At 51.7% G+C, this 26234-nt stretch carries 26 protein-coding genes; 12 read left to right on the plus strand and 14 right to left on the minus strand.

Going from position 1 to position 26234, the window contains the following annotated elements; genetic code table 11:
• Window positions 1–5: 5 nt before the first annotated feature.
• Both pgm and seqA read right to left on the minus strand, forming a co-directional pair.
• The gene (gene pgm, locus ACSHSR_RS10630) at window positions 6–1655 is read right to left on the minus strand and encodes a phosphoglucomutase (alpha-D-glucose-1,6-bisphosphate-dependent) (protein ID WP_479631480.1); all 1650 of its coding nucleotides are present in this window, start codon (window positions 1653–1655) and stop codon (window positions 6–8) included.
• 37 nt (window positions 1656–1692) lie between these two features.
• Entirely contained in the window at window positions 1693–2247 is a 555-nt protein-coding gene (gene seqA, locus ACSHSR_RS10635) for a replication initiation negative regulator SeqA (RefSeq protein WP_044734493.1), read from the minus strand.
• A gap of 41 nt (window positions 2248–2288) precedes the next feature.
• Here seqA and ACSHSR_RS10640 point away from each other — a divergent pair, with 41 nt between their 5' ends.
• The 7 genes from ACSHSR_RS10640 to efp all read left to right on the plus strand — a co-directional run bounded on the left by ACSHSR_RS10640 (window position 2289) and on the right by efp (window position 6392).
• Window positions 2289–2483, plus strand: a complete 195-nt coding sequence (locus tag ACSHSR_RS10640; protein WP_129979663.1) for a hypothetical protein — start codon at window positions 2289–2291, stop codon at window positions 2481–2483.
• A 63-nt stretch (window positions 2484–2546) separates the two neighbouring features.
• Window positions 2547–3323 (plus strand): alpha/beta fold hydrolase, encoded by a 777-nt coding sequence (locus ACSHSR_RS10645; protein ID WP_044734494.1) that lies wholly within the window; start codon window positions 2547–2549, stop codon window positions 3321–3323.
• Window positions 3324–3422: 99 nt separating this feature from the next.
• Entirely contained in the window at window positions 3423–3644 is a 222-nt protein-coding gene (locus ACSHSR_RS10650) for a DUF2788 domain-containing protein (RefSeq protein WP_025887393.1), read from the plus strand.
• 14 nt (window positions 3645–3658) lie between these two features.
• On the plus strand, window positions 3659–3928 hold the full coding sequence (gene ybfE, locus ACSHSR_RS10655; protein ID WP_025010403.1) for a LexA regulated protein: 270 nt from the start codon (window positions 3659–3661) through the stop codon (window positions 3926–3928).
• A gap of 54 nt (window positions 3929–3982) precedes the next feature.
• On the plus strand, window positions 3983–4510 hold the full coding sequence (gene fldA, locus ACSHSR_RS10660; protein ID WP_025010404.1) for a flavodoxin FldA: 528 nt from the start codon (window positions 3983–3985) through the stop codon (window positions 4508–4510).
• 76 nt (window positions 4511–4586) lie between these two features.
• Entirely contained in the window at window positions 4587–5783 is a 1197-nt protein-coding gene (gene earP / locus ACSHSR_RS10665) for an elongation factor P maturation arginine rhamnosyltransferase EarP (RefSeq protein WP_109247756.1), read from the plus strand.
• Window positions 5784–5828: 45 nt separating this feature from the next.
• Complete coding sequence (efp, locus tag ACSHSR_RS10670) at window positions 5829–6392, plus strand: elongation factor P (RefSeq protein ID WP_025010405.1); 564 nt, start codon at window positions 5829–5831, stop codon at window positions 6390–6392.
• Between the two features lie 69 nt (window positions 6393–6461).
• On the opposite strand, the gene ACSHSR_RS10675 is transcribed toward efp, so the two are convergent.
• On the minus strand, window positions 6462–7346 hold the full coding sequence (locus tag ACSHSR_RS10675) for a hypothetical protein (protein ID WP_054744384.1): 885 nt from the start codon (window positions 7344–7346) through the stop codon (window positions 6462–6464).
• A gap of 244 nt (window positions 7347–7590) precedes the next feature.
• Window positions 7591–8973 carry a Na+/H+ antiporter NhaC family protein gene (locus ACSHSR_RS10680; RefSeq protein ID WP_044734497.1) on the minus strand — a complete coding sequence of 461 codons (1383 nt, stop codon included), beginning with the start codon at window positions 8971–8973 and terminating at the stop codon, window positions 7591–7593.
• 575 nt (window positions 8974–9548) lie between these two features.
• Here ACSHSR_RS10680 and ACSHSR_RS10685 point away from each other — a divergent pair.
• The 3 genes from ACSHSR_RS10685 (at window position 9549) to ACSHSR_RS10695 (ending at window position 12815) form a co-directional block, all read left to right on the plus strand.
• Window positions 9549–10763 (plus strand): aminotransferase class I/II-fold pyridoxal phosphate-dependent enzyme, encoded by a 1215-nt coding sequence (locus ACSHSR_RS10685; protein WP_475623031.1) that lies wholly within the window; start codon window positions 9549–9551, stop codon window positions 10761–10763.
• 118 nt (window positions 10764–10881) lie between these two features.
• The gene (yfbR, locus tag ACSHSR_RS10690; protein ID WP_479631481.1) at window positions 10882–11469 is read left to right on the plus strand and encodes a 5'-deoxynucleotidase; all 588 of its coding nucleotides are present in this window, start codon (window positions 10882–10884) and stop codon (window positions 11467–11469) included.
• Between the two features lie 11 nt (window positions 11470–11480).
• Entirely contained in the window at window positions 11481–12815 is a 1335-nt protein-coding gene (locus tag ACSHSR_RS10695) for an anti-phage deoxyguanosine triphosphatase (RefSeq protein ID WP_093982826.1), read from the plus strand.
• 51 nt (window positions 12816–12866) lie between these two features.
• Here ACSHSR_RS10695 and ACSHSR_RS10700 read toward each other — a convergent pair whose 3' ends face one another.
• Entirely contained in the window at window positions 12867–13499 is a 633-nt protein-coding gene (locus tag ACSHSR_RS10700; protein ID WP_025010407.1) for a YchE family NAAT transporter, read from the minus strand.
• Between the two features lie 342 nt (window positions 13500–13841).
• Here ACSHSR_RS10700 and adhE point away from each other — a divergent pair, with 342 nt between their 5' ends.
• The gene (gene adhE / locus ACSHSR_RS10705) at window positions 13842–16445 is read left to right on the plus strand and encodes a bifunctional acetaldehyde-CoA/alcohol dehydrogenase (protein ID WP_107111335.1); all 2604 of its coding nucleotides are present in this window, start codon (window positions 13842–13844) and stop codon (window positions 16443–16445) included.
• Between the two features lie 86 nt (window positions 16446–16531).
• On the opposite strand, the gene ACSHSR_RS10710 is transcribed toward adhE, so the two are convergent.
• From ACSHSR_RS10710 to aroA, 9 genes are all read right to left on the minus strand, one after another.
• A complete protein-coding gene (locus ACSHSR_RS10710; protein ID WP_025010409.1) occupies window positions 16532–17077 on the minus strand; it encodes a DUF2058 domain-containing protein in 546 nt (181 codons plus the stop codon).
• An 18-nt stretch (window positions 17078–17095) separates the two neighbouring features.
• Window positions 17096–17914, minus strand: a complete 819-nt coding sequence (locus tag ACSHSR_RS10715) for an SDR family oxidoreductase (protein ID WP_025010410.1) — start codon at window positions 17912–17914, stop codon at window positions 17096–17098.
• Window positions 17915–17985: 71 nt separating this feature from the next.
• Window positions 17986–18681, minus strand: a complete 696-nt coding sequence (pyrF, locus tag ACSHSR_RS10720; RefSeq protein WP_025010411.1) for an orotidine-5'-phosphate decarboxylase — start codon at window positions 18679–18681, stop codon at window positions 17986–17988.
• Between the two features lie 21 nt (window positions 18682–18702).
• Window positions 18703–19863, minus strand: a complete 1161-nt coding sequence (gene lapB, locus ACSHSR_RS10725; protein ID WP_044734503.1) for a lipopolysaccharide assembly protein LapB — start codon at window positions 19861–19863, stop codon at window positions 18703–18705.
• Window position 19864: 1 nt separating this feature from the next.
• Window positions 19865–20134: a LapA family protein gene (locus ACSHSR_RS10730; RefSeq protein ID WP_025010412.1), complete on the minus strand. Its 270-nt coding sequence runs from the start codon at window positions 20132–20134 to the stop codon at window positions 19865–19867.
• A 122-nt stretch (window positions 20135–20256) separates the two neighbouring features.
• Entirely contained in the window at window positions 20257–20544 is a 288-nt protein-coding gene (ihfB, locus tag ACSHSR_RS10735; protein WP_025010413.1) for an integration host factor subunit beta, read from the minus strand.
• 70 nt (window positions 20545–20614) lie between these two features.
• Complete coding sequence (rpsA, locus tag ACSHSR_RS10740) at window positions 20615–22282, minus strand: 30S ribosomal protein S1 (protein WP_025010414.1); 1668 nt, start codon at window positions 22280–22282, stop codon at window positions 20615–20617.
• Between the two features lie 99 nt (window positions 22283–22381).
• Window positions 22382–23077: a (d)CMP kinase gene (cmk, locus tag ACSHSR_RS10745; RefSeq protein ID WP_025010415.1), complete on the minus strand. Its 696-nt coding sequence runs from the start codon at window positions 23075–23077 to the stop codon at window positions 22382–22384.
• A 155-nt stretch (window positions 23078–23232) separates the two neighbouring features.
• Window positions 23233–24513, minus strand: coding sequence for a 3-phosphoshikimate 1-carboxyvinyltransferase (gene aroA / locus ACSHSR_RS10750; RefSeq protein ID WP_144216193.1), 1281 nt, complete (start codon window positions 24511–24513; stop codon window positions 23233–23235).
• 462 nt (window positions 24514–24975) lie between these two features.
• Here aroA and ACSHSR_RS10755 point away from each other — a divergent pair, with 462 nt between their 5' ends.
• The gene (locus tag ACSHSR_RS10755) at window positions 24976–26172 is read left to right on the plus strand and encodes an amino acid aminotransferase (protein WP_025010416.1); all 1197 of its coding nucleotides are present in this window, start codon (window positions 24976–24978) and stop codon (window positions 26170–26172) included.
• The last annotated feature ends 62 nt before the right edge of the window (window positions 26173–26234 follow it).

A 26234-nucleotide genomic window follows, 5' to 3' on the forward strand; every position in this document is an offset into this window, starting at 1 on the left:
TAAGCTCAGTTCGGCGTGCCTTTTAGGGCGCTGGTTATCAGAGCTCTCGCCTGTTCCAGTATCTGCTGCAGATGCTGCTCGCTGACAAAGCTTTCGGCGTAAATTTTATAGAGTGCCTCAGTACCTGAAGGTCTGGCGGCAAACCAGCCGTTGTCGGTTAGCACCTTAATACCGCCAATGGCACCATCATTGCCGGGGGCCTTGGTCAGTACCGCCTCAACCTTGTCTCCGGCCAAAGTCTCTGCCCCCAGGGTATCTGCATTGAGGGTGGCAAAGCGCGCCTTTTGCTTGGCATTGATGGGGCTGTCTATCCGTTTGTAGAAGCAATGACCGTGTATCGCAGCCAGTTCTGCATAACGCTCGGCTGGGTTTTTGCCGGTTACGGCGAGGATTTCAGCGGCCAGCAGCCCGAGAATAAAACCGTCTTTGTCCGTGCACCAGGTTGTGCCGTCACGTCGAAGGAAGGCGGCGCCGGCGCTTTCTTCGCCGCCAAAGGCCAGGCTGGCTTCACTCAAACCACTGACAAACCACTTGAAACCAACCGGCACTTCACAAAGCTTGCGACCGTGTGAGGCAACTATCTTGTCTATCATGCCACTGGAAACCAAGGTCTTGCCAATTTGCAGCGTCTGCGGCCAGTCGGGTCTGTGCTCCAGCAGGTAATCTATCGCCACCGCCAAAAAGTGGTTGGGGTCCATCAAACCTGTCTCTGGGCAGACTATCCCGTGTCTGTCGTAGTCGGGATCATTCCCAAGGCAGATATCGAACTCATCCATGTGCTTAAGCAGGCCTGCCATGGCAAAAGGCGATGAGCAGTCCATGCGGATTTTGCCGTCTTTATCCAGTGGCATAAAGCCGAAGCTGGGATCGACCCGGTCGTTGACCACTGTGATATTCACGCCATAACGGCGGACAATATGTGGCCAGTAATGGATGCCTGAGCCGCCCAGAGGGTCGACACCTATGCGAACGCCGGCATCTTTGATGGCTTGCATATTTACTACAGAGGCGAGATCGGCAACATAGGGCTCTATAAGATCGGTTTCCTTGATGAGTCCGATACTGACGGCTACGCCGTAGTTGAGTTTCCTGACCCCTTCCAGCTGTGCCTTGAGATAGTCATTGGCTCGCTGCTCAATCCAGGCAGTAATCTCACCTTCTGCCGGCCCACCATGGGGCGGATTGTACTTAATTCCGCCATCCTGAGGTGGATTGTGGGACGGGGTAATAATAATGCCATCGCTGAGCTCGGCGGCATTTCGGTTTGCGCTAACTATGGCATGGGAAATGACAGGCGTAGGCGTAAAGCCCTGGCTCTCTTGCACCACCAACTTTACATTGTTGGCCAGCAAGACTTCGATGGCCGAAATATAAGCCGCTTCAGATAAGGCATGGGTGTCCATGCCCAGATAGAGTGAACCCTCAATCCCCTGGGATTGGCGGTAATCTACCACTGCCTGGGTAATGGCCCAGATATGGTTTTGATTGAAGCTGCCGCTGAAGGAACTGCCCCTGTGCCCCGAGGTGCCAAAACACACCCTTTGGGCCGGGTCATCACAGTTGGGGACAATTCGGTAATAATGGCTCATCAGCCGCGGAATATTAACCAGATCCTTCTGCATGGCCCTTTTACCGGCCCGCTCATGAATAGCCAAAATAGTGCTCCTTGATGGCGGATGTTGGAATAAAGATTTATGCCTTAAGTGGCAGTGCCTTATCGGCTATCTCTTTGGCCTTGTCGCCGTCGCAGCCCATCTTTTCCAACACTTCAGACAAAATGGTGTGCTTCTTGGCAGTGTTGTTATTGGTGGTTACCCAAAAACCACTGCTGCCGACTTCTTTGGGGTTGGCCGATTTACTGGCCTTAAGCAAGGCTTCCTTCGAGGTAGCAAAATAGAGGCGATCACGCCCCTGAACCTGCAGTACCTGCTCAAATCCTTGCTGATCCTGGTTATAGAGACATTCGAGGGCAAACAGAAAACGTCCAACAGCCCCCTTTTGGGCTTCGATAGCCGCACTGCTAAACAGGTTGTCAAAGTCCAGGGTTGACTCGGCCTCGGGTAATGTATTGGGACGATAACCCTGCTCCATGCTTGGCTGGCTGAGTTCAACCGGTGCCTTGGGTTCAACGGCTGTCACATCCAAGCCCAGCAGTCGACGAAGAATATCCGATGCGCTTTCGCCTATCCTTTCGGTTTTCCCGGCAATAAAGCGATACAGTTCCTCATCCACCTCAATATATTTCATGGCCCGATTCCTTTAGTTTCAACTTGTTCTATGCAGCCGCCATGACATTGCCATCAAAGCACATCTGGGGCGCGGCTGCGATTTGGCTCAAAGTATGCCATAACTCGCCAGCGGTGGAAGGCTCAATCCATCAAAATGCGAGAATAGAGTTACAAACCTATGACTTGCACAGCCAATTTGTTGAAAAAGCAGTCAAAGCCAGTGTTAAATCCGCATCCATCCTTGTCAAATACTGACCTTTGTCGCAGAATTTGCCCCCTGCTGAAATACTGGCAACAAACTCACTGTGAGGGGGCTGTATGCACTTTGTTTCGACCGGAAGCGGTAGTCCGGTGTTGCTGATCCATGGCTTATTCGGTGATTTGGACAATCTCAAATCACTCGGGGCTCTGCTTGAGCAAAATCATCGGGTAATAAGGATAGACTGCCCCAATCATGGTCAGAGCGAACATTGGCCGCAAATGGACTATCCTGGGCTTGCAAAAGCGCTTGTGTCTCTGCTTGATGAACTGGCTATAGACAAGGTGCATCTGGTGGGCCATTCCATGGGCGGTAAGATTGCTATGGCCACCGCGCTGGCTTATCCGCAGCGGGTACAGTCATTGACCGCCGCCGATATCGCGCCTGTGGCCTACTCGCCGAGACATGAAAAAGTGTTTGCCGGCCTAAGCAGCATGCCTTTGGATATTAAAGACAGACGTCAGGCGCTGGCACATCTTTTGAATCATGAGATCGATGAGGCGACGGCGCAGTTTTTGCTCAAGAGCCTGCGCCGCGGCGAATCCGGCTTTGAGTGGAAGATGAATCTGCCAGGGCTGATTGACAGTTATCCGGCTATCATAGGTTGGCATAATGGCCCTGAGCGCTGCGGTGGCCAACTTAGCTATCAAGGGCCCACCTTGATGATCCGGGGCAGCGAGTCAAACTATGTGACCGCCGCTTACAAAGAAGAGATTGTGGCTCAGTTTCCTAAGGTCAAAGCCAAGACCCTGGAGGGGTGCGGGCATTGGCTACACGCCCAGAAACCGGCGATATTCAACCGTATAGTGTCCGACTTCATTGACAGTAACGATTAATATCCAAGCCCTTGCTGAGGGTAAATGCGGTAGCAGCCCCTGAACCAATATGCTATATTCGCGCCTCTTTTTGGCTAGGGAACACCGGGAGGCTGCAGCGTGTTGAACCAGTATATGCAACAGATAGAAGCCGTTGGACTGGATCTGTTTTTCGCAGCAATTTTCTTTTTTATCGGTATGGCCATCAGGGATGTACTCAATCAGGGTAACGTACCCAAGTTTGGTCGCTTCATTGTTTGGTTGGTACTCTTCCTTGGCTGTGCAGGCTTTGTTGCCAAGGGGATAATTCAAATGACCTGGGAAGGCTCAGGTATAGGTTAAACATCAGATTTCAAATGGCAAAAGAAGCAACAGATAGAACAACCATAGACCTTTTTGCCACTGAAAAGCGCCGCGGACGGCCCAGAAGCAATCCTCTGCCCCGCGAGCAGCAGCTCAAGGTGAATAAACGTAACCAGATCATGCGGGATCGGGCGAAGGGTCTGAAACGAATAGAGTTAAAAGTGTCACAAGATTTATATGACGCCTTGAATGAGAAGGCTTTGGCCAGTAACATCAGCCGCAGCCAGTTAATAGAATTGATCCTTCAGGAGCAGCTAGGTTAGCCCCTGTCAGGAAAGATCGAAGTAAATAGCGAACTAGACATTAAAGGAAAGACAATGGCAACTGTAGGTCTTTTTTTCGGTAGCGATACAGGTAACACCGAAGCTGTAGCCAAGATGATCCAGAAGAAACTGGGCAAGAAGATGGTTGAGGTGAAGGATATCGCCAAGAGCACCAAAGAGCAGATCGCCGAATACGACCTGCTGATCTTCGGGATCCCAACCTGGTACTATGGTGAAGCTCAATGTGACTGGGATGACTTCTTCCCTGAGCTGGAGCAGATTGATTTTACCGATAAGCTGGTGGCCATTTTCGGTTGCGGCGATCAGGAAGACTATGCCGAGTACTTCCTCGATGCCATGGGTATGGTCCGAGATATCGTTGAAGAGCGCGGCGCAATAGTCATTGGCCATTGGCCGACTGACAGCTACAACTTCGAAGCCTCTAAAGGGCTGGTTGACGACAAGCATTTTGTTGGTCTGGGTATAGATGAAGACCGCCAGCCCGAATTGACCGAAGAGCGTGTCGACGCCTGGGTTAAACAGATTTACGAAGAGATGTGTCTGGCCGAGCTGGAAGACTGATATTCGCTCCCCGGTAACTCTCCGGCGGCCTATATGGCCGCCTTTTTATTGGCTATTATCAGGAAACAGAAACAAGATGCAAGCCGATAATCTGCGTCATTGGGATATCTTCTGTACTGTGGTGGACAACTATGGCGACATAGGCGTTACCTGGCGCCTGGCGCGGCAGCTGGCCGGCGAATATGGCATTAAGGTACGTTTGTGGGTCGATGACCTCAACAGCTTTACGCACATTTTACCCGAGTTAAACCCGGCCCTTGTCAGTCAACACTTTGGTGGTGTTGAAGTCATCCATTGGCTGTCTCCCCTACCCCGAGCCTGGCAACCGGGCGAAGTATTGATAGAAGCCTTTGCTTGCGACTTGCCCTCGGAAGTGCTGACAAGCCTGCCTGAGCTTGCCAAGGCACCGAAATGGATAAATCTGGATTATCTCAGCGCCGAGAGTTGGATAGATGATTGCCACGGTCTCAGTTCGCCGGCGCTCAAAGGGGTCAAGAAGACCTTTTTCTTTCCGGGCTTTACCCCAAAGTCAGGCGGACTCATCTGCGAGCAGTCGCTGTTTAGCGAGCGTGATGCCTGGCAAGCAAAGCCTGAACACGCCATGGCACACTTGGCAAAGATGGGGCTTAGTGATATTGGCACTGATGATTACCTCATTAGCCTGTTCAGCTACGAGACCCAAGCCTTGCCGGCGTTGCTGGAACTTTGGCAGCAAAGTGAGCGGCGGGTACAACTGTTAGTCCCCAAGGGGCGCAGCTTAGGTTGTATCGCGCCTTTGCTTGAGCAATTTAACCAGGATTCAGGACCCAAAGTCGACTGGCAAGATCCTGTCAGTTGGCAAGCAGGCCAGAGTTTCAGTCGCGGCGCACTCAAGGTGCAAGTCCTGCCGATGACAGATCAAGATGGCTATGATCGGCTGTTGTGGAGTTGCGATTTCAACATAGTTCGCGGGGAAGACTCTTTTTTAAGAGCTCAGTGGGCTGGCAAACCTTTTATCTGGCATATCTATCAGCAGGAAGAACAAGCACATCTGGTAAAATTGGATGCTTTTATGGCACGATACTGCGATAATCTGCCTCCCCTTGTCGCCCAAACCTGGCGAACGCTGAATACCGCGTTCAACTGCGACCAGGGAGCCCAAGCCAGCCAAAGCTGGCTGGCACTGAATTCTGCCATGCCGACATTGATGCAACACGCAAAAAAATGGCCGGCTGAAGCAATAAATGAAGCAGATCTGGCAAACAGGCTAGTGCTAATGGCCAAAACCCGCTAAGATTCTGCGCTGAATTGAAAAACCGCTTATATAGGAACATACGTAATGAAGACTGCTCAGGAAGTCCGCGCAGGTAACGTTATCATGGTTGACGGCAACCCTATGGTTGTACTCAAGACCGAGTTCAACAAATCCGGCCGTAACGCTGCTGTGGTAAAGATGAAGCTGAAGAACCTGCTGCAAGGTTCCGGCACTGAAACTGTATTCAAGGCTGACGACAAGCTGGAAGATATTCAGCTCGAGCGCCTGGAGTGCACCTACTCTTACTTTGCTGATCCTATGTATGTCTTTATGGACTCAGACTTCAACCAGTATGACGTTGAAGCCGAAAACATGGGTGATGCCATCAACTACATAGTTGATGGAATGGAAGAGATCTGTCAGGTCACTTTCTACGAAGGCAAAGCCATCTCTGTAGAACTGCCTACCACTATCATTCGCGAAGTAGGTTACACTGAACCTGCCGCCCGTGGTGATACCTCAGGTAAGGTAATGAAGCCTGCTTCTATCGTAGGTACAGATCTGAAGGTGATGGTTGCCGACTTCGTTAAAGAAGGCGACAAGATTGAAATCGATACCCGCACCGGTGAATTCAAGAAGCGCGTTTAATTAAATCGCCCTCCTTTGTAAAAGCCAGCATCGTTGCTGGCTTTTTTGTACCGTAAAAAACACATCTTGTTATTGGTTTGTCAGTCGTAAACGGGTATTGAGCATTAACTTCTCATTCGATAAGGCAGGGTAAGCTGCTTCATAGGGGGAGCCTCCCGGATAATAGTCCCGCAAAGCGAGCGCCTCATCAGACAAAGAGGTAAAGCATATACCGGGTTTCTCAGCTAGCTCCGTAATATAATCAGGACCGATTACATACACAGAGTAGTCGAGTTTGATATCACTCTCATCCTTCCCCGTTAACTCTTCATTTGAACAGTCTTTCAACCTGCCTCTTATTCGGTTCAGCTCGTTCCTTATCTCTGCAGCCTCTATCTCCACTTGGTAGACGAGTGAACTTTCCGACTGGCACTGGAGTGCCATGCGGGATGAGAAGAGTACATTTTCATAAAGGGAAGCCCCTTGAGTCTGGCTATTGGTATCCACAAAGACAATTATCTTAATGTTGTGGTCTTCAATTAAGGGATCGCGTTTAAAAACGATCTCCGCGTTTAAGGAGATGAGCTGACCTGCAGTATCCTGGTTTTGAGTAACATTAAAATGTTCAATCAAAGGGGTTTGACCATAATCTTGCCGCTGTTTGGCGCGAAAAACCTTAAGTGCCGCACTTCGTTTGGCACTGTGTTTTCCATCCATCCGGGTGATCATTAAGATACCGGCAAAAATAAGCAAAATAACCAGTACCAAGCCTGCAATAGCACTTATCACACCTGAGCCTGAAGCATCGGGAAGTATAGTTTTGAAAATTGCAGAGCAGCCCCAGACAATTAGCCAAAGAACGCTGATAAAAGCCATAGCCTGGCGAGGTGATGGGGTAAACCAACGGCTCTTGTTACTGCTTAGAGGTGTTATGAGTAATAACAGTAGTGCAGTAATGGCAAAGAATATATGCATGCAGCTCTGTCCTTAAGTCTTGTGGTACTCACTTACAAACACCATAGAAGGCAAATTCCCTGTATCGTTATTCACAATACTGCCCAGAAGCGTTTGATATGTCGAGCTATTGAACCTTTTGCATCCGCTTTTATTGATGGCTTCTTGCGGCAACCGTTGAAAAAAATCCCCGCTGCATAACCTCGGGGATTTTTGGTAGGCTCAGGCTTTGAAACAGCCGTCATTCAATTAATCATGCTACTAATCAGGCAACTATGATAAAGCCAATAAAGGTAAGTACTGCCGCTATCAAGGCATAGGGTAACTGGGTCACCGCATGGCTTACCAGGTTACAGCCCGACCCTTGCGCCGCCAGAACGGTGGAGTCCGAGTAGAAGCAAGCCTGGCTACCAAAAGATGAAGCCGACAGCAAAGCACCTATCACCAGCGGAATATCAGCCCCCACAGATTGAGCCAGCGGCATTACAATAGGAATGGTCACCGCAAAAATCCCCCAGCTGGACCCGGTGGCAAAGGCCAGAATCGCCATGGCCACAAACACCACTGCAGGCAAGAGTTTTGGCGTCATAAAGGGACTCAGGGACTCAATCACATATTGAGGCAGCAGCAGTTGGTCGCAAACATCCTTAAACACAAAGGCGGCGATAACCGTGCCTATGGCCGGCAGCATGCTCTTGAAGCCATCTATCATCTGATCCATCATCTCGGATAAGGGCATCAAACGCTGCACCGCGTAATATGGCAGGGTAATCACCAGTGTTGCCAACAAGCCTTTCCAAACATCGATATCAAAGTAAACGGTAAAACCAACCAACAGCAAAATTGGCACCAGGAAGTTATGCAGCTTACCTTGCTTGTCGGCCTGCTCAAACTCCTCCTCCATGGCGCGCACGGCGTATTCATCTGAAGTCTGAACTTCATCCAGATCTATCTGCTCTTTGGCCGGATTGCCGGCCGCCGCTGCGAGCTGCGCCTTTTTCATTGGTCCTATTGCCGGTACTATGCCAAGGATGACCAGCAGCACCATGGCAACCGCCAACCAGGCGTAAAACATATAGGGGATCGCCTGCATATAAATTTGGATCCCCTCGCCTTCGGCGGCCACACCGTTGTTGACCAAAAGTCCGCCGAAAAACACCGCCCAGGTGGATAGCGGCACCAACACACATACCGGCGCTGCGGTGGAGTCAACCACATAGGCCAGCATCTCACGGGAAATCTTGAACCTGTCTGTAACCCGTTTCATGGTTTCGCCTACTGTGAGTGCATTCAGGTAATCATCAATAAAGATCACCAGGCCTAGTACAAAGGTCATCAGCAGAGATGAGCGTGGCCCTTTGGCGAGTTTGAGCGCTTTACGGCCAAAGGCCAAGGCGCCACCTGTGCGCACCAGTAAGGCTATCAGGGCACCGAAACTGCCACACACCAGGATTAACCAACCTATGGTCTCATCGGCCATCACCTTGAGAGAGATATCGGCAAAGCTGTTCAGCACCTGACTGGGGTCAAGAAGCAATAGCCCGCTGACGGCACCTATGATTAAGGCCAGGATGGGACGACGCAGCCAAATGGCCAGCACCAATACAACTATGGGGGGAACAAGACTTAACGCTGTCGGCTCAGACATGCACTTAGGTCCTCAAAAAGATGGCCTTGCGGCCTTATAAAGTCATGTGGGGCGTTGAAGACACCACCAAAACAACTGCTTTATTTACGGCTTTCCGCCAGACGGACAGTAACAACTGGTCGCTTTTGTTGGAGCCTTGCTAAAAACATCGCGCAGAAAATAATGCGCAACTGGATATGAGTCAACCATAAATTGAGTCAGTCAGCGCAAATTTTGACCTTGTGGGCGATTCCAAAAAAAACATCATATGATTCAAAGGGTTTTACATGTCGTTTTTATGCTTTTTTGCATGCATTTGCATATAAGCATTCAGTTAAACTGCCTTTTTATTTCAAAGAAGCCTAAGGTCACTTTGTGATAACTGCTATTGTTTAGCAGTCAGTTCAGTTTTTAAAACGTAATTTTACAATAAACGCAGAGTTTTTATCTTTTTATTATGCGTATTTTTTTGCTTTTAAAGATGAAAATTCTACCGCAAATACAAAATTTGGCTTTACCCCTCTTTCTAAGGCGCTTGAAATTAGGTATTGTGCCGAAGGTTAAACTCTTTCATATCAGCCAGTTTCGAGGTAGTAATGCGGCCAATCATCAAATCCAATAAGCTCGACAGTGTTTGTTACGATATTCGAGGGCCGGTACATAAAGAAGCGCGTCGGTTGGAGGATGAAGGTCATCGTATTCTTAAGCTCAATATAGGTAACCCGGCCCCCTTTGGCTTTGAAGCCCCGGAAGAGATAGTTCGTGACGTTATCCTCAACCTGCCATCGGCCCAAGGGTATTGTGAGTCCAAAGGTTTGTTCTCTGCCCGCAAGGCGATAGTGCAGCATTACCAGTCCCAGGGGATCTTCGGTGTCGATATCGAAGATATCTATATAGGTAATGGTGTTTCCGAATTGATTGTGATGGCCATGCAGGGGCTACTCAATACCGATGATGAGGTGTTGGTTCCCTCCCCTGACTATCCACTGTGGACCGCGGCGGTTAACCTGGCCGGCGGCAAGGCGCGCCACTATCGCTGCGATGAAGCGGCCGACTGGTTTCCCGACCTTGAGGATATCAAGAGCAAGATTGGCCCAAGAACCCGCGGAATTGTGATTATCAACCCCAACAATCCAACCGGGGCCGTATACAGTCGCGAGCTGTTGCTGGAGATTGTTGAGCTGTGTCGGCAGCACTCCATCATACTGTTTGCCGATGAGATCTATGACAAAATTCTTTACGATGGCGCTGTGCATATCCCGGCCTGCAGCCTGTCGGACGATATTCTCACCGTGACGTTTAATGGACTTTCCAAAGCCTATAGGGCTGCTGGTTTCCGGGTCGGTTGGATGATGCTATCCGGCAACCTCAAGGCGGCGCGCAGCTATATTGAAGGGCTGGAGATGCTCTCCTCTATGCGCCTTTGCGCCAACGTGCCCAATCAGCATGCGATTCAAACCGCATTGGGGGGTTATCAGAGTATCAATGAGCTTACCGCCATCGATGGCCGCCTGACTCAGCAGCGGGATATCTGTTATGAGCTGCTCAATCAAATTCCCGGTGTGAGTGTGGTGAAACCCAAGGGCGCCATGTATGCATTCCCCCGCATCGACAGCAAGCGTTTCGGTCTCAGGGACGATGAGCGCCTGGTGTTGGATCTACTGAAAGAGAAGAAAATTCTCTTGGTACAGGGCACCGCCTTTAACTGGCCGGAGCCGGATCACCTGCGAGTGGTGTTCCTGCCTCATAAGGAAGACTTACAACGGGCCCTGCTCGCCTTCGGTGACTTCCTTGAGTACTACCGCCAATAACACAATGCCAGCCGCCCATCGAGGCGGCTTTTTTATCCCCGCCCGGCACTGACAGCCTTTAACCACTGAGGTAAAGTAAGGGAAACGAGCAAAAAACTTAGCTACCAAAGGAAGTTGTATGAGTCACCTTTTTGCCCACCTGGCCAGGATGAAGTTAATTCAGCGTTGGCCTTTGATGTATAACGTCCGCCCCGAGAATGTGCAGGAACATTCATTGCAGGTTGCCATGGTGGCCCATGCGCTGGCCATCATCAGTAACCGTAAGTTCAATGGCCAATATTCGCCCGATCGCGCCGCGACCCTGGCCATCTTTCACGATGCCGGCGAAATTCTTACCGGCGATCTGCCCACCCCGGTCAAATACTTCAATGCCGAGATAGAGGCCGAATACAAGAAGATTGAAGCCATAGCCGAAGCCAGGCTGCTGGAGATGGTGCCTGAAGAGTTTCGTGATGATTACCGCTCTCTGTTTATCAGTGATAGCGCCGAGCTCAGCCATCGCAAGTTGGTTAAGTCCGCCGATACGCTGTGCGCTTATCTCAAGTGTCTCGAAGAAAAACGCGCCGGAAACAACGAGTTCAACAGTGCTCGCAAGCGACTCGAAACCATGCTGAATGCCAACCCCGACCCGGCAGTGGCGTATTTTCGCGAGCATTTTATTCCCAGTTTCACCCTGGATCTGGATGAAATCAATCAACTGCTCTAGCAGGAGAGATTATGAGCCAAGCCCACTGGCAAGCCAGGCGCGAGCCCAATAACAGTCAGCGCCGAGACGATAATCGCAGTCCCTATCAGAGAGACAGAGCCAGAATTCTACACTCTGCCGCCTTTCGGCGCTTACAGGCCAAGACTCAGGTGCTTGGGGTGGGCATGAACGACTTTTACCGCACCCGCCTGACCCACTCACTGGAAGTCTCGCAAATAGGCACGGGCATTGCCGCCCAGTTGAAGCAGCACTATCCCGAAATGGCCTTTTTGCTCGACTCCATGAGTCTGCTCGAAGCCCTATGCCTGGCCCATGATATAGGTCACCCACCCTACGGCCATGGCGGCGAGGTGGCGCTCAACTACATGATGCGTGAGCACGGCGGCTTTGAAGGCAATGGCCAAACCTTCAGAATCCTTACCCGGCTCGAACCCTATACCGAACACTTTGGCATGAACCTGACCCGGCGCACCCTGCTCGGTGTACTCAAATACCCGGCTCCGGTACGCACACTGAAAGTGGATAGACCTCAGCCGGAACTGAGTCACTATCGTCAGTTAAGGCCGAGCCAATGGCCGCCGGTGAAAGGGGTTTTCGATGATGATGAAGCTATCCTCGATTGGGTACTTGAGCCGCTGGACAGTAAAGACAAGCAGAGCTTTCTCAGTCATTACAGCCCGGGGGAAGGGCTGCACCGACGCACTCACTTCAAGTCGTTCGACTGCACCATTATGGAGCTGGCCGATGATATCGCCTATGCGGTGCACGATCTCGAAGATGCCATAGTAATGGGGATAGTCACCGGCGCGAATTGGCAAGAGGATATGCGTGCTCCGCTACAGGCCATTGAAGATGAGTGGATCCAAAGCCAGCTCGGGAATATTGAGCTCAAGCTGTTTTCCCGCAAACATCACTTGCGTAAGGATGCCATAGGGACCCTGGTCAATGCGCTGGTAACCGCCATCAAAATCGACGAGAACCCGGACTTTGCCGAACCCTTGCTCAGATTCAATGCCAAGTTGGAACCCGCCTTTGCCGAGCTGCTGGAGCTGCTGAAACAGTTTGTCCTCAAATATGTGGTGCGTAAGCCCGAGATCCAGATGCTGGAGTACAAGGGCCAACAGATAGTGATGGAGCTGTTTGAAGCCTTTGCCTCGGATCCTCTGAGGCTCCTGCCCCACAATACCCAATCACGCTGGCAGCAGGCCAACTGCAGGGGGGAAAACAGCCACAGAGTGATAGCAGACTATATCTCGGGAATGACAGATGAGTTTGCCGCCAGGCTGCATCAACAACTGTTCAGCCCCAAAGGCGGTGCCATCATAGACTTGAGCCAGAATTACTGATGAACAATCGTCGCAACCAACTAACAATAAAGCGCCCGAGGGCGCTTTATTTTATCCCAGTAAGTTGGGAAACAATCCCTTGAAGCCGGCAGCTATCACCTCTATGCCGATGGATAGCATCAAGAGTCCCATCAGACGGGTGATCACGTTAATCCCTGTCTTGCCGAGGAGCTTATTGATAACCGAAGCCATTCTGAACAATGCAAAGCTGAGCAGACCAAACAGGGCCACAGTCACCGACATGGCCAGCAGATTGGCCAGGCCTTTATGTTCGGCGGCAAAGACGATGACTGAGCTGATAGCCCCCGGACCGGCCATTAGCGGCAAAGCCAGCGGCACCACAGCAACCGATTCCATCGCCGAGGCTTCCCTGTCCTCTTCCTGGTTGCGTTTCACCTCGCCCAGCTTTCCCTGCAACATGGACATGGCGATGATGGCAATCAGTGTACCGCCGGCAATTCGGAATGCCGACAGCGAAATACTGAACATATTCAATATATACTGACCCGCCACTGTGGTAACCAGGAGGATCACCACCACGGCAAAGTTGGATATTTTGGCAGTATGATTACGCTCAGCCTCAGTCTGGTGACTGGTGAGGCTGACAAATACCGGCAACAGGCCCACCGGGTTGATGATAGCCACCAGTCCGAGGAAAAATTTAACGTACAGGGTCAAATCCAATTTCGTATCCTTCCAGTGTAGGGAACTCACCGGGAAACAGTAGCTTGAGACGGTGCATACTCTACCTTAAGTTAACAAACCCCAGAAATGAGATTTTCTATTCTCGGTCACAACTTCGAATAAATTTTCGTAATATCAGTGCAGCCAAAGCTGCAGTATAGTCGACACTAATGCAAAGTTGTTTTTCGCTCCTGGATGAGATCTAACGTTGTTGAATTACATAAAACGCCATGCCTGTGGCCAAGATCACAGATAGCAACGCCGTTTGGTTGTAATTTTATTTCATGTGAGAGAGTTTAACCAAGATGAGTCTTTGTTAAATTTTTTTACGGGAAACTGATTATGAAAGTCACCAATACCGAGGAACTGGATCTGCTACTGGAAAGAGTCAGCCAGGCTCAGGCGAAATTCGCCGGCTTCAGTCAGCAGCAAGTCGACAAGATATTTCGCGCTGCAGCGCTGGCTGCCGCCGATGCCAGAATTGTGCTGGCGAAACAGGCCGCCGCCGAAACCTCCATGGGAGTGCTGGAGGACAAAGTGATTAAAAACCACTTTGCTTCCGAGTATATCTACAACAAGTACAAGGATGAAAAGACCTGCGGCATTCTGGAAGAAGACGACACCTTCGGCACCATCACTATCGCCGAACCCGTGGGGATCATCTGCGGCATAGTACCGACAACCAACCCTACCTCCACCGCTATCTTCAAGGCGCTTATCAGCCTGAAAACCCGTAATGCCATAGTGTTCTCCCCACATCCCAGGGCCAAGGCATCCACAGTCGCGGCCGCCCGAATAGTACTGGATGCCGCCATCAAGGCCGGGGCTCCCGAGGACATCATAGGTTGGATAGATGAACCCAGTGTCGCACTATCCAATCATCTAATGACCCACGAAAAGATAAATCTCATACTGGCCACCGGCGGCCCGGGTATGGTGAAGGCCGCCTACTCTTCCGGGAAACCGGCTATCGGTGTCGGCGCAGGTAACACACCTGTGGTTATCGATGAAACCGCGGATATCAAACGGGCTGTGGCCTCCATCCTGATGTCAAAAACCTTTGATAACGGTGTAGTGTGCGCCTCCGAACAAGCTGTGGTAGTGCTCGACAGCATCTATCAGGCGGTGCGGGAGCGCTTCGCCCATCACGGCGGCTATCTGCTCAGTGACGAAGAATGCCTTGCGGTGAAACAGGTTATTCTCAAAGACGGCGCCCTCAACGCCGCCATTGTTGGCCAGAGTGCCGCGCGCATTGCCGAAATGGCCGGCTTCAGCGTACCGAGCTGGACCAAGGTACTGATCGGTGAGGTGGGTGAAATAACCGAAGCCGAAGCCTTTGCCCATGAAAAGCTTTCGCCGCTGCTTGGTATGTACCGCGCCAAAGACTTTGACGAGGCGCTGGATAAGGCCGATGCCTTGGTGAAGCTCGGTGGTATCGGCCATACCTCTGGGCTCTATACCGACCAGGATACCCAGGTGCAGCGGGTCAAGCGTTTCGGTGAGCGAATGAAAACCGCTCGAATTCTGATTAATACCCCGGCATCTCAAGGCGGGATCGGCGATCTCTATAACTTCAAACTGGCGCCCTCCCTCACCCTGGGCTGTGGCTCCTGGGGCGGCAACTCCATTTCGGAGAATGTGGGCCCGAGTCACCTTATCAACAAAAAAACCGTCGCCAAGAGGGCCGAGAATATGTTGTGGCACAAGCTTCCATCCTCCATCTATTTCCGCCGCGGCAGCCTACCCATAGCACTGGAAGAGTTGGCCGACAAACGCCGCGCCTTGATAGTGACAGACAAGTTTCTGTTCAATAACGGCTACTGCGATGAAACCATCAAAATCCTCAAAGGCTTGGGGCTGGATACCGAGGTGTTTTATGAAGTGGAGGCCGATCCTACCCTGGCTGTGGTTCGCGCCGGAACCAAGGTGGCCGAGAGCTTCCAACCGGATGTGATCATAGCCCTTGGTGGCGGCTCACCCATGGACGCCGCCAAGATCATCTGGGTAATGTATGAACATCCTCAGGTGGACTTTGCCGATCTGGCGCTGCGCTTCATGGATATTCGCAAGCGTATCTACAAGTTCCCCAAACTTGGGCGCAAGGCCAAGATGGTGGCTATCCCCACCACTTCAGGAACCGGCTCTGAAGTCACGCCATTTGCCGTGGTGACCGATGAGAAGACAGGTGCCAAATATCCCATCGCCGATTATGAGCTGACCCCCAACATGGCGATTGTGGATCCCAACCTGGTGATGGATATGCCCAAATCCCTGACAGCCTTTGGTGGTATCGATGCCATTACCCATGCCTTGGAGGCCTATGTCAGCGTGATGGCCAACGAGTACAGTGACGGCCAGGCATTGCAGGCCTTGAGTCTTCTGGTTGAGCACTTGCCCAAAGCCTATGAAGAAGGCGCTGCAGCGCCGATTGCCCGCGAAAAAGTGCACAACGGCGCCACTATTGCCGGTATCGCCTTTGCCAACGCTTTCTTGGGAATATGTCACTCTATGGCCCATAAATTGGGTGCCGAATTCCATCTGCCCCACGGTTTGGCCAATGCTCTGCTCATAAGCAATGTCATCCGTTTCAACGCCACCGACCTGCCTACCAAGCAAGCCGCCTTCAGCCAGTATGACAGACCCAAGGCGCTCTGCCGCTATGCCGCCATTGCCGATCACCTCAAGCTGACAGACGCTGGGCTGAGTGACGCCGAAAAAGTCGAGCGTTTGATAGCCAAAATCGAGCAGTTGAAGCTGGCTTTGGGGATCCCGGCCTCGATTCAGGAAGCCGGTGTCAAAGAAGCCGATTTCCTGGATAAGCTCGATGAACTGGCTGAAGATGCTTTTGATGATCAGTGTACAGGCGCCAATCCCAGGTATCCCTTGATAGGTGAACTGAAAGCTTTGCTGCTGGCGAGCTTCTATGGTGAAACGTATCGTGACTGACGGGTAAACCTGCACAAACAACAAAGGCCTCCCTATGGAGGCCTTTGGCTTTCAAGCGTTATACCGAATCGGTAGGTATAAGCGCCTTACCACATAAGATCGTCCGGAATGACATAATCTGCGTAAGGGTCGTCTTCTTCCGTTACTTGCGCGGCGTTGTTCTCGGCCTGCCACAAATAGCCACACCAAGCCGGCACCAACAGATTAACCCGCTCGGCGAGTTTATGAGGCACCAGATAGCTGCTTTGCTCAATTCGCACTATCCCCAAGCGGCCACCGAGTAACTGACTCTGAAGTTTTTCATTGATATACAAGGGGTATATCTTGTTCTCCAGGGTATAGTTGAACTTGATCTCGCCATCTTTCGGCAGCGCCACCGCATTTTGCTTAACTTCGGTGACCAGGCCACGGACCAGACCTTTCTCTGTGGCCTCGGCAAAGCGTTGTTCATTGAGTGCCTTGTCCTTTTCTGCCTGCTGCTTTTTCTGCTGAGCGATCTGCGCCTTCAGCTCAGCAGAGCCGTCATCAATATTGGACTTGCGGTTACGTTTCTTTTGGGTTTTGACATCGCGAACTTTTTGCTTGCTGGCGAGACCCGCCTTGAGCAACTGTTCCTGTAATGCGTTTGCCATTTTATAATCTCTCTCTTGCTACTTACTTGATTCTTGCTTTGCTGCCAGTGCCCCGAGCTGACTCATGGCCGCACTGGCACCGCCAAGCGACCAACCGCCGTCAACCGGTAATATGGTTCCGGTAATATACGAAGCCATTGGCGATGCCATAAAGAGTGCAGCATTGGCCAAGTCTTCCCCCTCACCGTTGCGTTTTAACGGCACACTCTCGGCCACCTGTTGCTGCAACTGCGCCGACGGCGCCAGGCGATTGAACCCTTCGGTACCGGCAATCGGCCCGGGTACCAGGGAGTTTATCCGAATACCCTCTGGCCCCCATTCCAAAGCCAGGGTGCGGGTCAACATATCGACGCCCGCCTTGGCGGCGCAAACGTGGATCTGCATCGGCATGGCAATATACGCCTGCGGCGCCGAAATTTGAATAATGCTGGCGCCAGGGCGCTTAAGCATGGGATAGGCTTGCTTCAACACCTGAAAACTGCCCAGCAAATCAATATCCATAACAGATTTAAAACCGTTGGCACTGAGCTTGGCGGCGCTGGCGGGGAAATTGCCGGCGGCGCCACTGACAAGCACATCGATATGCGGGAAACTCTGGGCCAAGACGGCAAAGCCTTGCTCGAGTGCCGGCAAATCCCTGACATCGAAGCTCAGCCCCAGATGTTGACCTTGTGGATTGGCTTCATTCAATAACGCCACCGCGGCTGCCACTTTTTCCGGGTTACGGCTGGCAACCGCCACATGGGCACCGGCAACTGCGAACGCCTTGGCGATACAGAGGTTAATGCCGCTGGTACCCCCGACGACCACTACATACTTACCCTGATAATCGAACATTGAGCTTCTCTCCTATCCACTGATCATTCGTTATTCCGGTCCATACTGCGAGTCGCCGGTATGTCACAAGTTTATGCCAGCGATTGATGTATCGCCTGCAGTGTCGCCAAAGGATCGGCCGCTTGAGTAATGGGTCGGCCTATGACCAGATAATCTGAGCCCGCCGCCATCGCTTCAGCCGGGGTCATGATGCGTTTTTGATCGCCGGCATCACTGCCCGCCGGACGAATGCCCGGGGTCACCAGTTTGAAATCGGCGCCAAGTTCAGCCTTGAGCATACTGGACTCACGGGCCGAGCAGACCACACCATCGAGACCGGCTTTTTGCGTCAGGCGCGCCAGCCTGCGAACCTGATCTTCAGCACTGCCTTCAACACCAATAAGCTTGAGCTCATCGTCGCTCATTGAAGTCAGCACAGTAACGGCAATCAGCAAGGGGGCGTTATCCCCGTAAGGCAGCAATGCTCGGCGGGCGGCTTCCATCATGGCGAGGCCGCCACTGGCGTGGACATTCACCATCCAGACGCCCATTTCGGCGGCGGCAGTGACCGCCTTGGCCACTGTGTTGGGAATGTCGTGAAACTTCAGGTCAAGAAACAGATCAAACCCACGGTCATGGATCTCTTTCACCAGTTGAGGCCCGAACAGGGTAAACATCTCTTTGCCTACCTTAAGGCGGCACATAGACGGATCCAACTTATCAATAAGTTGCAATGCTTTGAATTTGTTATCAAAGTCCAAGGCGACCACAATAGGTGTCTCTGTCATTTTTACTCCGTTATCTGAGGGTTATTCACCGTCCAAGCCACGCACCCGCTTGATACTGCCCCAGCTCTTGCAGGATGGGCAGTGCCAATATAGGGTGTGTGCCGGGAAACCACACTCCCGACAGCGGTAACTTGGACGGAATCTTATTTGTTGTTCTACCAGTTTTTCCAGCATCGCCAGGCTATCTCGCGCCTGCCCCTGCTCTGCCTGCTTGATATGCATCTGCATCAGGTGCTGGAACCCCCGCATGGTGGGGTGGCGATATAGAGCTTCCATCACCATGTCTTCGGCGCCTTTGATGTTGCCGTCTTCAATCATGCGTTGCGCCAATGCCACCACAACCGAGGCACCGGCGCCCTTATCTATCGCGTGAGCCAATAGCTCGCGATAACCATCGATATCTTTGAGCTCTTGATAGAGCTGGCGGGCACAAGCGAGTGCATCGGCAAAAAGCTCGGCATCAGCGTCAATCAGTTGGTTGAGCATCTGCTTGGCCTGAGGCAATTGCCCGGCATCCAGGTAGGTCTTGGCCAATGACAACAAGGCGCGGCCACATTGAGAATCTTGCTTGAGTGCCGCTTGAAAGCCCTTGAGTTTTCCCGCTTCATCGCCGGCTTCCTCGGCCAGTTGACAATAGAAATGAGCGATAACGGGTTTCAGACCCTGCTGTCGTTTACGTGGCAAGCGCTTGGTGATATCAATCGCTTTCTGCCACTCTTTGGTGATTTGGTAAATGGAGATCAGTTGGGTTTCAGCTTCTTCGCTGTGATCGTCCTGACTGACGAGATTAAGGAATATCTCCTCGGCTCTATCGTAGAACCCGGCGGCCATATAGTCCTTGCCCAGTTCCATCATCGCCATGTCTCTTTGCTCTGTGGCGAGATTGGGCCTTGCTATCAGGTTTTGGTGAATACGAATGGATCTGTCTACTTCACCACGCTTGCGAAACAAGGAACCCAGCGACAGATGAGTGTCTATGGTTTCATCATCGACATCCAACATGCTGATAAAGAGATCGACCGCCTTGTCCGACTCATTGGAGAGCAGAAAATTGAGCCCGGTGAAGTAGTCACGGCTCAGTTTCTTTTGCGCTGAATTCTGTTTCTGCCTCAAACTGCGGCGGCCCATGTACCAACCGTAAGCCGCAGCAATAGGCAGCAACAGAAAGAGAAGTTCGAGCATACTAGGCGTCTTGCCCCTGCTGCTGAGTTAAGGTCTGGATCTTTTTGCGGGCATTACGCAATGACAGTTTCAGCTTCATGATGTAGTAGAAGGCGATGATCCAACTTAGGATAAACCCCGCCAGAAATACCACGGCCAACACTACAGGCAAGCGGAACTCTCCCTGTGCAACAAAATAACTGATGGTGACCAGCTGCTCATTGCGGGAGCCAAATACCAGTGCCACTACAAACAGCATTGCCACCAGTACGGTTGCGACAAATGACTTCACGTTGCACTCCATAAACGCGTTTCAATGTTCTGATTATCCAGTAATTTGACTGAGCTGACCAGCTTTAGCCAAGATCCAGACATAAAAAAGCCCCCTTTCGGAGGCTTTTAATACAACAGCGATTAACGGTTATAAGCGTCAACGCGTTCGCGCAGTTCTTTGCCTGGCTTAAAGTGCGGGACGTACTTGCCATCCAACTCGACTGATGTTCCCGTCTTGGGATTACGACCAGTGCGAGGTGCACGATAGTGAAGTGAAAAGCTGCCAAAGCCACGGATCTCTATGCGATCACCGCTTTCCAATGTCTTCGCCATTTGCTCCAACATCTCTTTGATGGCGCCTTCTACTTCTTTCGCCGACAGTTGCGACTGCCCAGTGGCGAGTTTTTCGATCAGTTCGGATTTAGTCATCCTAGCTACCCCTATTATCAAGCCAAACACAGTCACCTAACAGGGGGCTAGCCCCCTGTACTACAGGCACTTACTTACGAGCTGCCTTAAACGCTTCAGCCATTGCATTAGTCATGATAGCGTCGTCCTGCTTGTTCAGGTTAGCCATCACTTCTTTTTCTTCAGCTTCGTCTTTAGCACGTACAGACAGGCTGATTGCACGGTTCTTGCGATCTACGCCCATGAACTTGGCTTCAACGCTGTCACCTACATTGTAGACGCTTGATGCATCTTCAACACGGTCACGGCTGATGTCAGATACACGGATGTAACCTTCAACAGTGTCAGCCAGCTCAACAGTAACACCTTTGGCGTCAACAGCAGTAACAGTACCAACTACGATAGTACCTTTCTTCTTGTCGGCCAGGTAAGCGTTGAATGGATCGTCTTCAGTCTGCTTAACACCCAGGCTGATACGCTCACGCTCTGGATCAACAGACAGAACCACTGCAGTGATTTCGTCGCCTTTCTTGTACTCGCCAACAGCGTCTTCGCCGCTACCGTTCCAAGAGATGTCAGACAGGTGAACCAGACCGTCGATACCGCCGTCCAGACCGATGAAGATACCGAAGTCAGTGATAGACTTGATCTTACCGGTAACTTTGTCGCCCTTGGCATAACGGTTAGCGAAGTCTTCCCATGGGTTGGTCTTGCACTGCTTGAGACCCAGAGAAATACGACGACGCTCTTCATCGATGTCCAGAACCAGAACTTCAACTTCGTCACCCAGGTTAACAACCTTGGATGGGTGGATGTTCTTGTTGGTCCAATCCATTTCAGAAACGTGTACCAGACCTTCAACGCCTTCTTCGATTTCAACGAAGCAGCCGTAGTCAGTCAGGTTGGTTACGCGACCAGTCAGACGAGTGTTTTCTGGGTAGCGCTTGCTGATTTCCAGCCATGGGTCTTCACCCAGTTGCTTCAGACCCAGAGATACACGAGTGCGCTCGCGATCGTACTTCAGTACTTTGACGTTGATTTCGTCACCAACATTCACGATCTCGGATGGGTGCTTAACACGCTTCCAAGCCATGTCGGTGATGTGCAGCAGGCCGTCAACACCGCCCAGATCTACGAATGCACCGTAGTCGGTCAGGTTCTTAACGATACCTTTAACTGCTTGACCTTCTTGCAGGTTTTCCAGCAGAGCATCACGCTCAGCGCTGCTTTCAGATTCGATAACAGCACGACGAGAAACAACAACGTTGTTGCGCTTCTGGTCCAGCTTGATAACTTTGAATTCCAGTTCTTTGTTTTCCAGGTGAGCAGTATCGCGTACTGGGCGAACGTCAACCAGAGAACCAGGCAGGAACGCACGGATACCGTTCAGCTCAACGGTGAAACCGCCTTTAACCTTGCCATTGATGACACCGATTACAGTTTCAGCATCTTCGTAAGCTTTTTCCAGAACGATCCAGGCTTCGTGGCGCTTGGCCTTCTCGCGAGACAGTTGAGTCTCACCGAAACCGTCTTCAACGCTATCCAGCGCAACGTCAACTTGGTCGCCAACGGCGATTTCCAGTTCACCTTGAGCGTTTTTGAATTGCTCAGCTGGGATTGGGCTCTCAGATTTCAGACCGGCGTCAACCAGTACCATACCGTTTTCGATGGCAACTACAGTACCACGAACGATAGAACCTGGGCGGAATTCCAGTTGTTGAAGGGATTGTTCAAACAGATCAGCAAAAGATTCAGTCATGTTAATTAACTTTAAGTAATAAACCACGTATCTATCCTGAACGTGGAGTCAGTAAAATAACTCGCCTCTTCCCTGTGGCGAATGCCTATCTCGCCAGTCTCAAAGACTGACGTCAGATAACTTGTCAACTATGTGCTTGAGCGCCAGCTCCAGCACAGTTTCAATCCCGAGTCCTGTAGTGTCTATCACCAGGGCATCTTCTGCGGGCACCAAAGGCGCAACTGCGCGATTCATATCCCGGTGATCTCTTTCCTGGATCTCGGTTAAAAGACGCTCGATATTAACATCGAAGCCCTTGTCCTGCAACTGATTATAGCGCCGCTGGGCCCTTTCTTCAGCCGAGGCTGTTAAAAACAATTTTGCCGGTGCATGCGGGAAAACAACGGTTCCCATATCCCGGCCATCGGCTATAAGGCCAGGGGCAACTCTGAAAGCACGCTGCCTTCTGAGCAAGGCTTCTCTCACCCGGGGAAACGCCGCCACTCTCGAGGCTGCGTCAGAACATTCCTGAGTACGAATGGCATGGCTGACATCTTCGCCTTCCAGCACCACTTTTATGGCTTCATTTCCGGCTCCCGCCAGAAACTGTACATCCAGATGCGCGGCCAACAGGGTGATGGCCTCTTCGTTATCCAGTTCCACATCGTGGTGAATAGCGGCAAGTGCCAGCACTCGATATATGGCACCGCTATCGAGCAGTTTCCATCCAAGTTTGTTGGCAAGCAACTGACTTATAGTGCCTTTTCCCGCACCGCTTGGGCCGTCAATTGTGACAACAGGCGCCCGTTCAGACATAAATTCCTCCGCAGTAATTGTCATCTTCCATGAGGACACAGTATGAGTTCACCGAAAATGAGCGGCCAATATTATATATCAACTGCATGCTTTCCGTATGCTGAATTCAAGGTCAATTTCGGGCCGCTGCTGTCAACAGCCCGAAATTCAGCCGCTTAACAGGCCAAGGCCGCAAAGCGTTGGAAGTAATCCGGGAAGGTTTTTGAGGTGCAATCCGGGTCATTGATGGTGACGCCGCAATCGGCAAATGCCAGCAGCGAAAAACACATGGCCATGCGGTGGTCGTTATAGGTATCGATGGCGGCATGCTTGGGCGCAAGCGGTGGATTAACCAGAATATAATCCTCACCCTCCTCCACCTCGGCACCAATTTTACGCAGTTCTGTCGCCATGGCGCTGAGACGATCTGTCTCCTTGATACGCCAGTTGTAGATATTACTGAGGCGGGTCGGCCCTTTGGCAAATACCGCAGCTGTGGCTATGGTCATTGCTGCGTCGGGTATATGGTTCATGTCCATATCTATGCCCTTGAGCTGGCTACCCCTGGCAATAATAAAGTCATCTCCCCATTCAATCTCGGCGCCCATGGCCGCCAGCGCATCGGCAAACTTGACATCCCCCTGAATGCTGAGACGGCCAACTCCGGTGACTTTCACTTCGCCGCCGGCGATGGCGCCTGCGGCCAGGAAATAAGACGCCGATGAAGCATCGCCTTCCACCATTACCTTGCCCGGTGACAGATAGCTTTGACCGGATGGGATCTCAAAACGCTGATAGTCGTGGTTGATAACCTTGACACCAAATTGCGCCATCAAAGCCAAAGTAATATCAATATAGGGCTTGGAAACCAGTTCACCCTTGACCTTGATATTGACAGCGGCACCAGCCAGCGGCGCAACCATCAGGAGCGCGGTAAGAAACTGGCTGGAGAGATTACCGGCAATTTCCACATCCCCGCCACTGAGGCCCGTTGCCTTGATTTTTAATGGCGGGAAGCCGGGATCCTTCAGATATTGAATATCCGCGCCCAACGCCTTGAGGCTGTCGACCAAATCGCCTATCGGCCGCTCCTCCATTCTGGGTTCACCCGTGAGAACAAACTCACCGTTCCCCAGGGTCAGCGCGGCGCACAATGGCCGCATCGCGGTGCCGGCATTACCGAGAAACAGCTCTTGCAGCTTGTTGCTGTTGATAGCGCCGCCAAGGCCCTGCACGCTGCAGCGGCTCTTGTCTTCGGAAAGCTCAAATTGCACGCCGAGCTGTTTGAGCGCTGCCAACATGTGGCGAATATCATCTGAGTCGAGCAGATTGGTCAGTTCTGTGGTGCCCTTGGCCAGGGTTGCCAATAGCAGCGCCCGGTTGGAGATACTCTTGGAGCCGGGGATGTTGACCTCCCCATGCATTCTACTTATGGGATCCAGTCGCAATTGCTTCATCTTTTTTGGATTCTTGCATCTGTGTTTGACGGAGTTGCAGCGTCACGCCACGTACCGCCAAAGCGGGTTAAAAGACCTTGTCACCGATTATGGGATAAAACCGGTAAATCAAGACAAAAGATTAGATACAGCGAGTGCTGATAGGCCTGAATTAAGTGTTCGTGGCATTAAAGTTACCTGAGCGCCACAGGGATTCAACCGTTTTTTGCTGAAAAAAGCCGATTTCAGCGGAAAATTATTCAAGCAGCGCTAAATAAGCTCTTTGCTGTCCGATTGACTTTCGAAGACGTGACTCACAGATGCGACTCTCCTTTCCTGCAACTGAGCTTTACACCCTGGAAGCCCAGCTTGCCAGTTGCACCACTCTGACTATCGCTTGCTGCAGCCTCGCCAGCCGTTAACAAATAGCCTAAATGCCGTTATGCTAATCCTCTTCAACAAGTATTCAATCCAGGGAACCCTATGTTCAGCACACTCAAGGCGATGCCAGCCGATCCCATTCTTGGGCTGCTCAGCCAATATCGCGACGACCCTCGCGGTGAAAAAATTGATTTGGGCGTTGGTGTCTATAAAGACATCTTGGGAAATACCCCCATCCTCGACTGCGTTAAAACCGCCGAGCAGCGCCGCACCGCCACGGAAACCACCAAGGTGTATATCGGCCCTGCCGGTAGCAGTGATTTCAATCGGCTCATTGCCGAGCTGGCATTCGGTGAGCAGCACCCTACCCTGAGCGCCGGACGCATTCGCAGCGTATCCACTCCCGGCGGTACAGGCGCGCTGCGGGTCGCAGCCGACTTTATTAAACGTTGTCGCCCAGGCGCAACCGTTTGGGTCAGCGATCCGACCTGGGCCAATCACACCGGACTTTTTGAGGCGGCCGGTCTCAAGGTTGAGCGTTACCCTTACTATGACTACGCCACCAAGGCCCTGAAGTTTGATGAAATGCTCGCCAAACTCAACACCCTTGGTGAAAACGATGTTGTGCTGCTGCATGCCTGTTGTCACAACCCATCGGGCCAGGACCTCAGCACTGAGCAGTGGGACCGAGTGGTACAAGTCGCCGTCAAACGCGGCTTTACCCCGCTAATCGATATGGCTTACCAGGGCTTTGGTGACGGTGTCGAGGAAGATGCCTACGGCGTTCGCAAGATGGCGGCCGCCGTGGAAGACATGTTGCTCTGCTCCTCCTGCTCAAAGAATTTTGGCCTTTATCGCGAACGTATCGGCGCCTGCAGCATCATAGCCAACAGCAGTGCTGCCGCCGATGTAGCCTTGTCGGTACTGCTTTACGTGGTGCGTTGCCTCTACTCCATGCCGCCGGCACATGGAGCCGCGTTGGTGGAAACCATTCTCGGCGACAATCAGCTCAAACAACAGTGGCTGGATGAACTCAAGGTGATGCGTGACAGGATAAACGGTAACCGTGCCATCCTGGTTGAGCGTTTAAAGGCGATAGGCGTCGAGCAGGACTTCAGCTTTATCGCCCGCCAAAAAGGGATGTTCTCCTTCCTTGGGGTGTCGCCAGAGCAGGTTGAACAACTTAAGCAGGAGTTCGGTATCTATATGGTGGATTCAAGCCGGATCAGTATCGCCGGGATAAGCGATAGCAATGTCGATTACCTTGCCAAGTCTATCGCCAAGGTGTTGCAAGGTTAAAATTGGAGAGTTAGATGAAAAAAGCGAATGCCTCGGCATTCGCTTTTTTATGGAACTTGTTG

The sequence above is a fragment of the Shewanella sp. VK101 genome (assembly GCF_056497865.1).

What these genes read in the sequence shown, in the direction of transcription:
- seqA (WP_044734493.1), bottom strand. Translation starts at nt 2,247, where the DNA reads ATGAAATATATTGAGGTGGATGAGGAACTGTATCGCTTTATTGCCGGG.
- ACSHSR_RS10640 (WP_129979663.1), top strand. Translation starts at nt 2,289, where the DNA reads ATGACATTGCCATCAAAGCACATCTGGGGCGCGGCTGCGATTTGGCTC.
- ACSHSR_RS10645 (WP_044734494.1), top strand. Translation starts at nt 2,547, where the DNA reads ATGCACTTTGTTTCGACCGGAAGCGGTAGTCCGGTGTTGCTGATCCAT.
- ybfE (WP_025010403.1), top strand. Translation starts at nt 3,659, where the DNA reads ATGGCAAAAGAAGCAACAGATAGAACAACCATAGACCTTTTTGCCACT.
- fldA (WP_025010404.1), top strand. Translation starts at nt 3,983, where the DNA reads ATGGCAACTGTAGGTCTTTTTTTCGGTAGCGATACAGGTAACACCGAA.
- earP (WP_109247756.1), top strand. Translation starts at nt 4,587, where the DNA reads ATGCAAGCCGATAATCTGCGTCATTGGGATATCTTCTGTACTGTGGTG.
- efp (WP_025010405.1), top strand. Translation starts at nt 5,829, where the DNA reads ATGAAGACTGCTCAGGAAGTCCGCGCAGGTAACGTTATCATGGTTGAC.
- ACSHSR_RS10675 (WP_054744384.1), bottom strand. Translation starts at nt 7,346, where the DNA reads ATGCATATATTCTTTGCCATTACTGCACTACTGTTATTACTCATAACA.
- ACSHSR_RS10680 (WP_044734497.1), bottom strand. Translation starts at nt 8,973, where the DNA reads ATGTCTGAGCCGACAGCGTTAAGTCTTGTTCCCCCCATAGTTGTATTG.
- ACSHSR_RS10685 (WP_475623031.1), top strand. Translation starts at nt 9,549, where the DNA reads ATGCGGCCAATCATCAAATCCAATAAGCTCGACAGTGTTTGTTACGAT.
- yfbR (WP_479631481.1), top strand. Translation starts at nt 10,882, where the DNA reads ATGAGTCACCTTTTTGCCCACCTGGCCAGGATGAAGTTAATTCAGCGT.
- ACSHSR_RS10695 (WP_093982826.1), top strand. Translation starts at nt 11,481, where the DNA reads ATGAGCCAAGCCCACTGGCAAGCCAGGCGCGAGCCCAATAACAGTCAG.
- adhE (WP_107111335.1), top strand. Translation starts at nt 13,842, where the DNA reads ATGAAAGTCACCAATACCGAGGAACTGGATCTGCTACTGGAAAGAGTC.
- ACSHSR_RS10710 (WP_025010409.1), bottom strand. Translation starts at nt 17,077, where the DNA reads ATGGCAAACGCATTACAGGAACAGTTGCTCAAGGCGGGTCTCGCCAGC.
- ACSHSR_RS10715 (WP_025010410.1), bottom strand. Translation starts at nt 17,914, where the DNA reads ATGTTCGATTATCAGGGTAAGTATGTAGTGGTCGTCGGGGGTACCAGC.
- pyrF (WP_025010411.1), bottom strand. Translation starts at nt 18,681, where the DNA reads ATGACAGAGACACCTATTGTGGTCGCCTTGGACTTTGATAACAAATTC.
- lapB (WP_044734503.1), bottom strand. Translation starts at nt 19,863, where the DNA reads ATGCTCGAACTTCTCTTTCTGTTGCTGCCTATTGCTGCGGCTTACGGT.
- ihfB (WP_025010413.1), bottom strand. Translation starts at nt 20,544, where the DNA reads ATGACTAAATCCGAACTGATCGAAAAACTCGCCACTGGGCAGTCGCAA.
- rpsA (WP_025010414.1), bottom strand. Translation starts at nt 22,282, where the DNA reads ATGACTGAATCTTTTGCTGATCTGTTTGAACAATCCCTTCAACAACTG.
- cmk (WP_025010415.1), bottom strand. Translation starts at nt 23,077, where the DNA reads ATGTCTGAACGGGCGCCTGTTGTCACAATTGACGGCCCAAGCGGTGCG.
- aroA (WP_144216193.1), bottom strand. Translation starts at nt 24,513, where the DNA reads ATGAAGCAATTGCGACTGGATCCCATAAGTAGAATGCATGGGGAGGTC.
- ACSHSR_RS10755 (WP_025010416.1), top strand. Translation starts at nt 24,976, where the DNA reads ATGTTCAGCACACTCAAGGCGATGCCAGCCGATCCCATTCTTGGGCTG.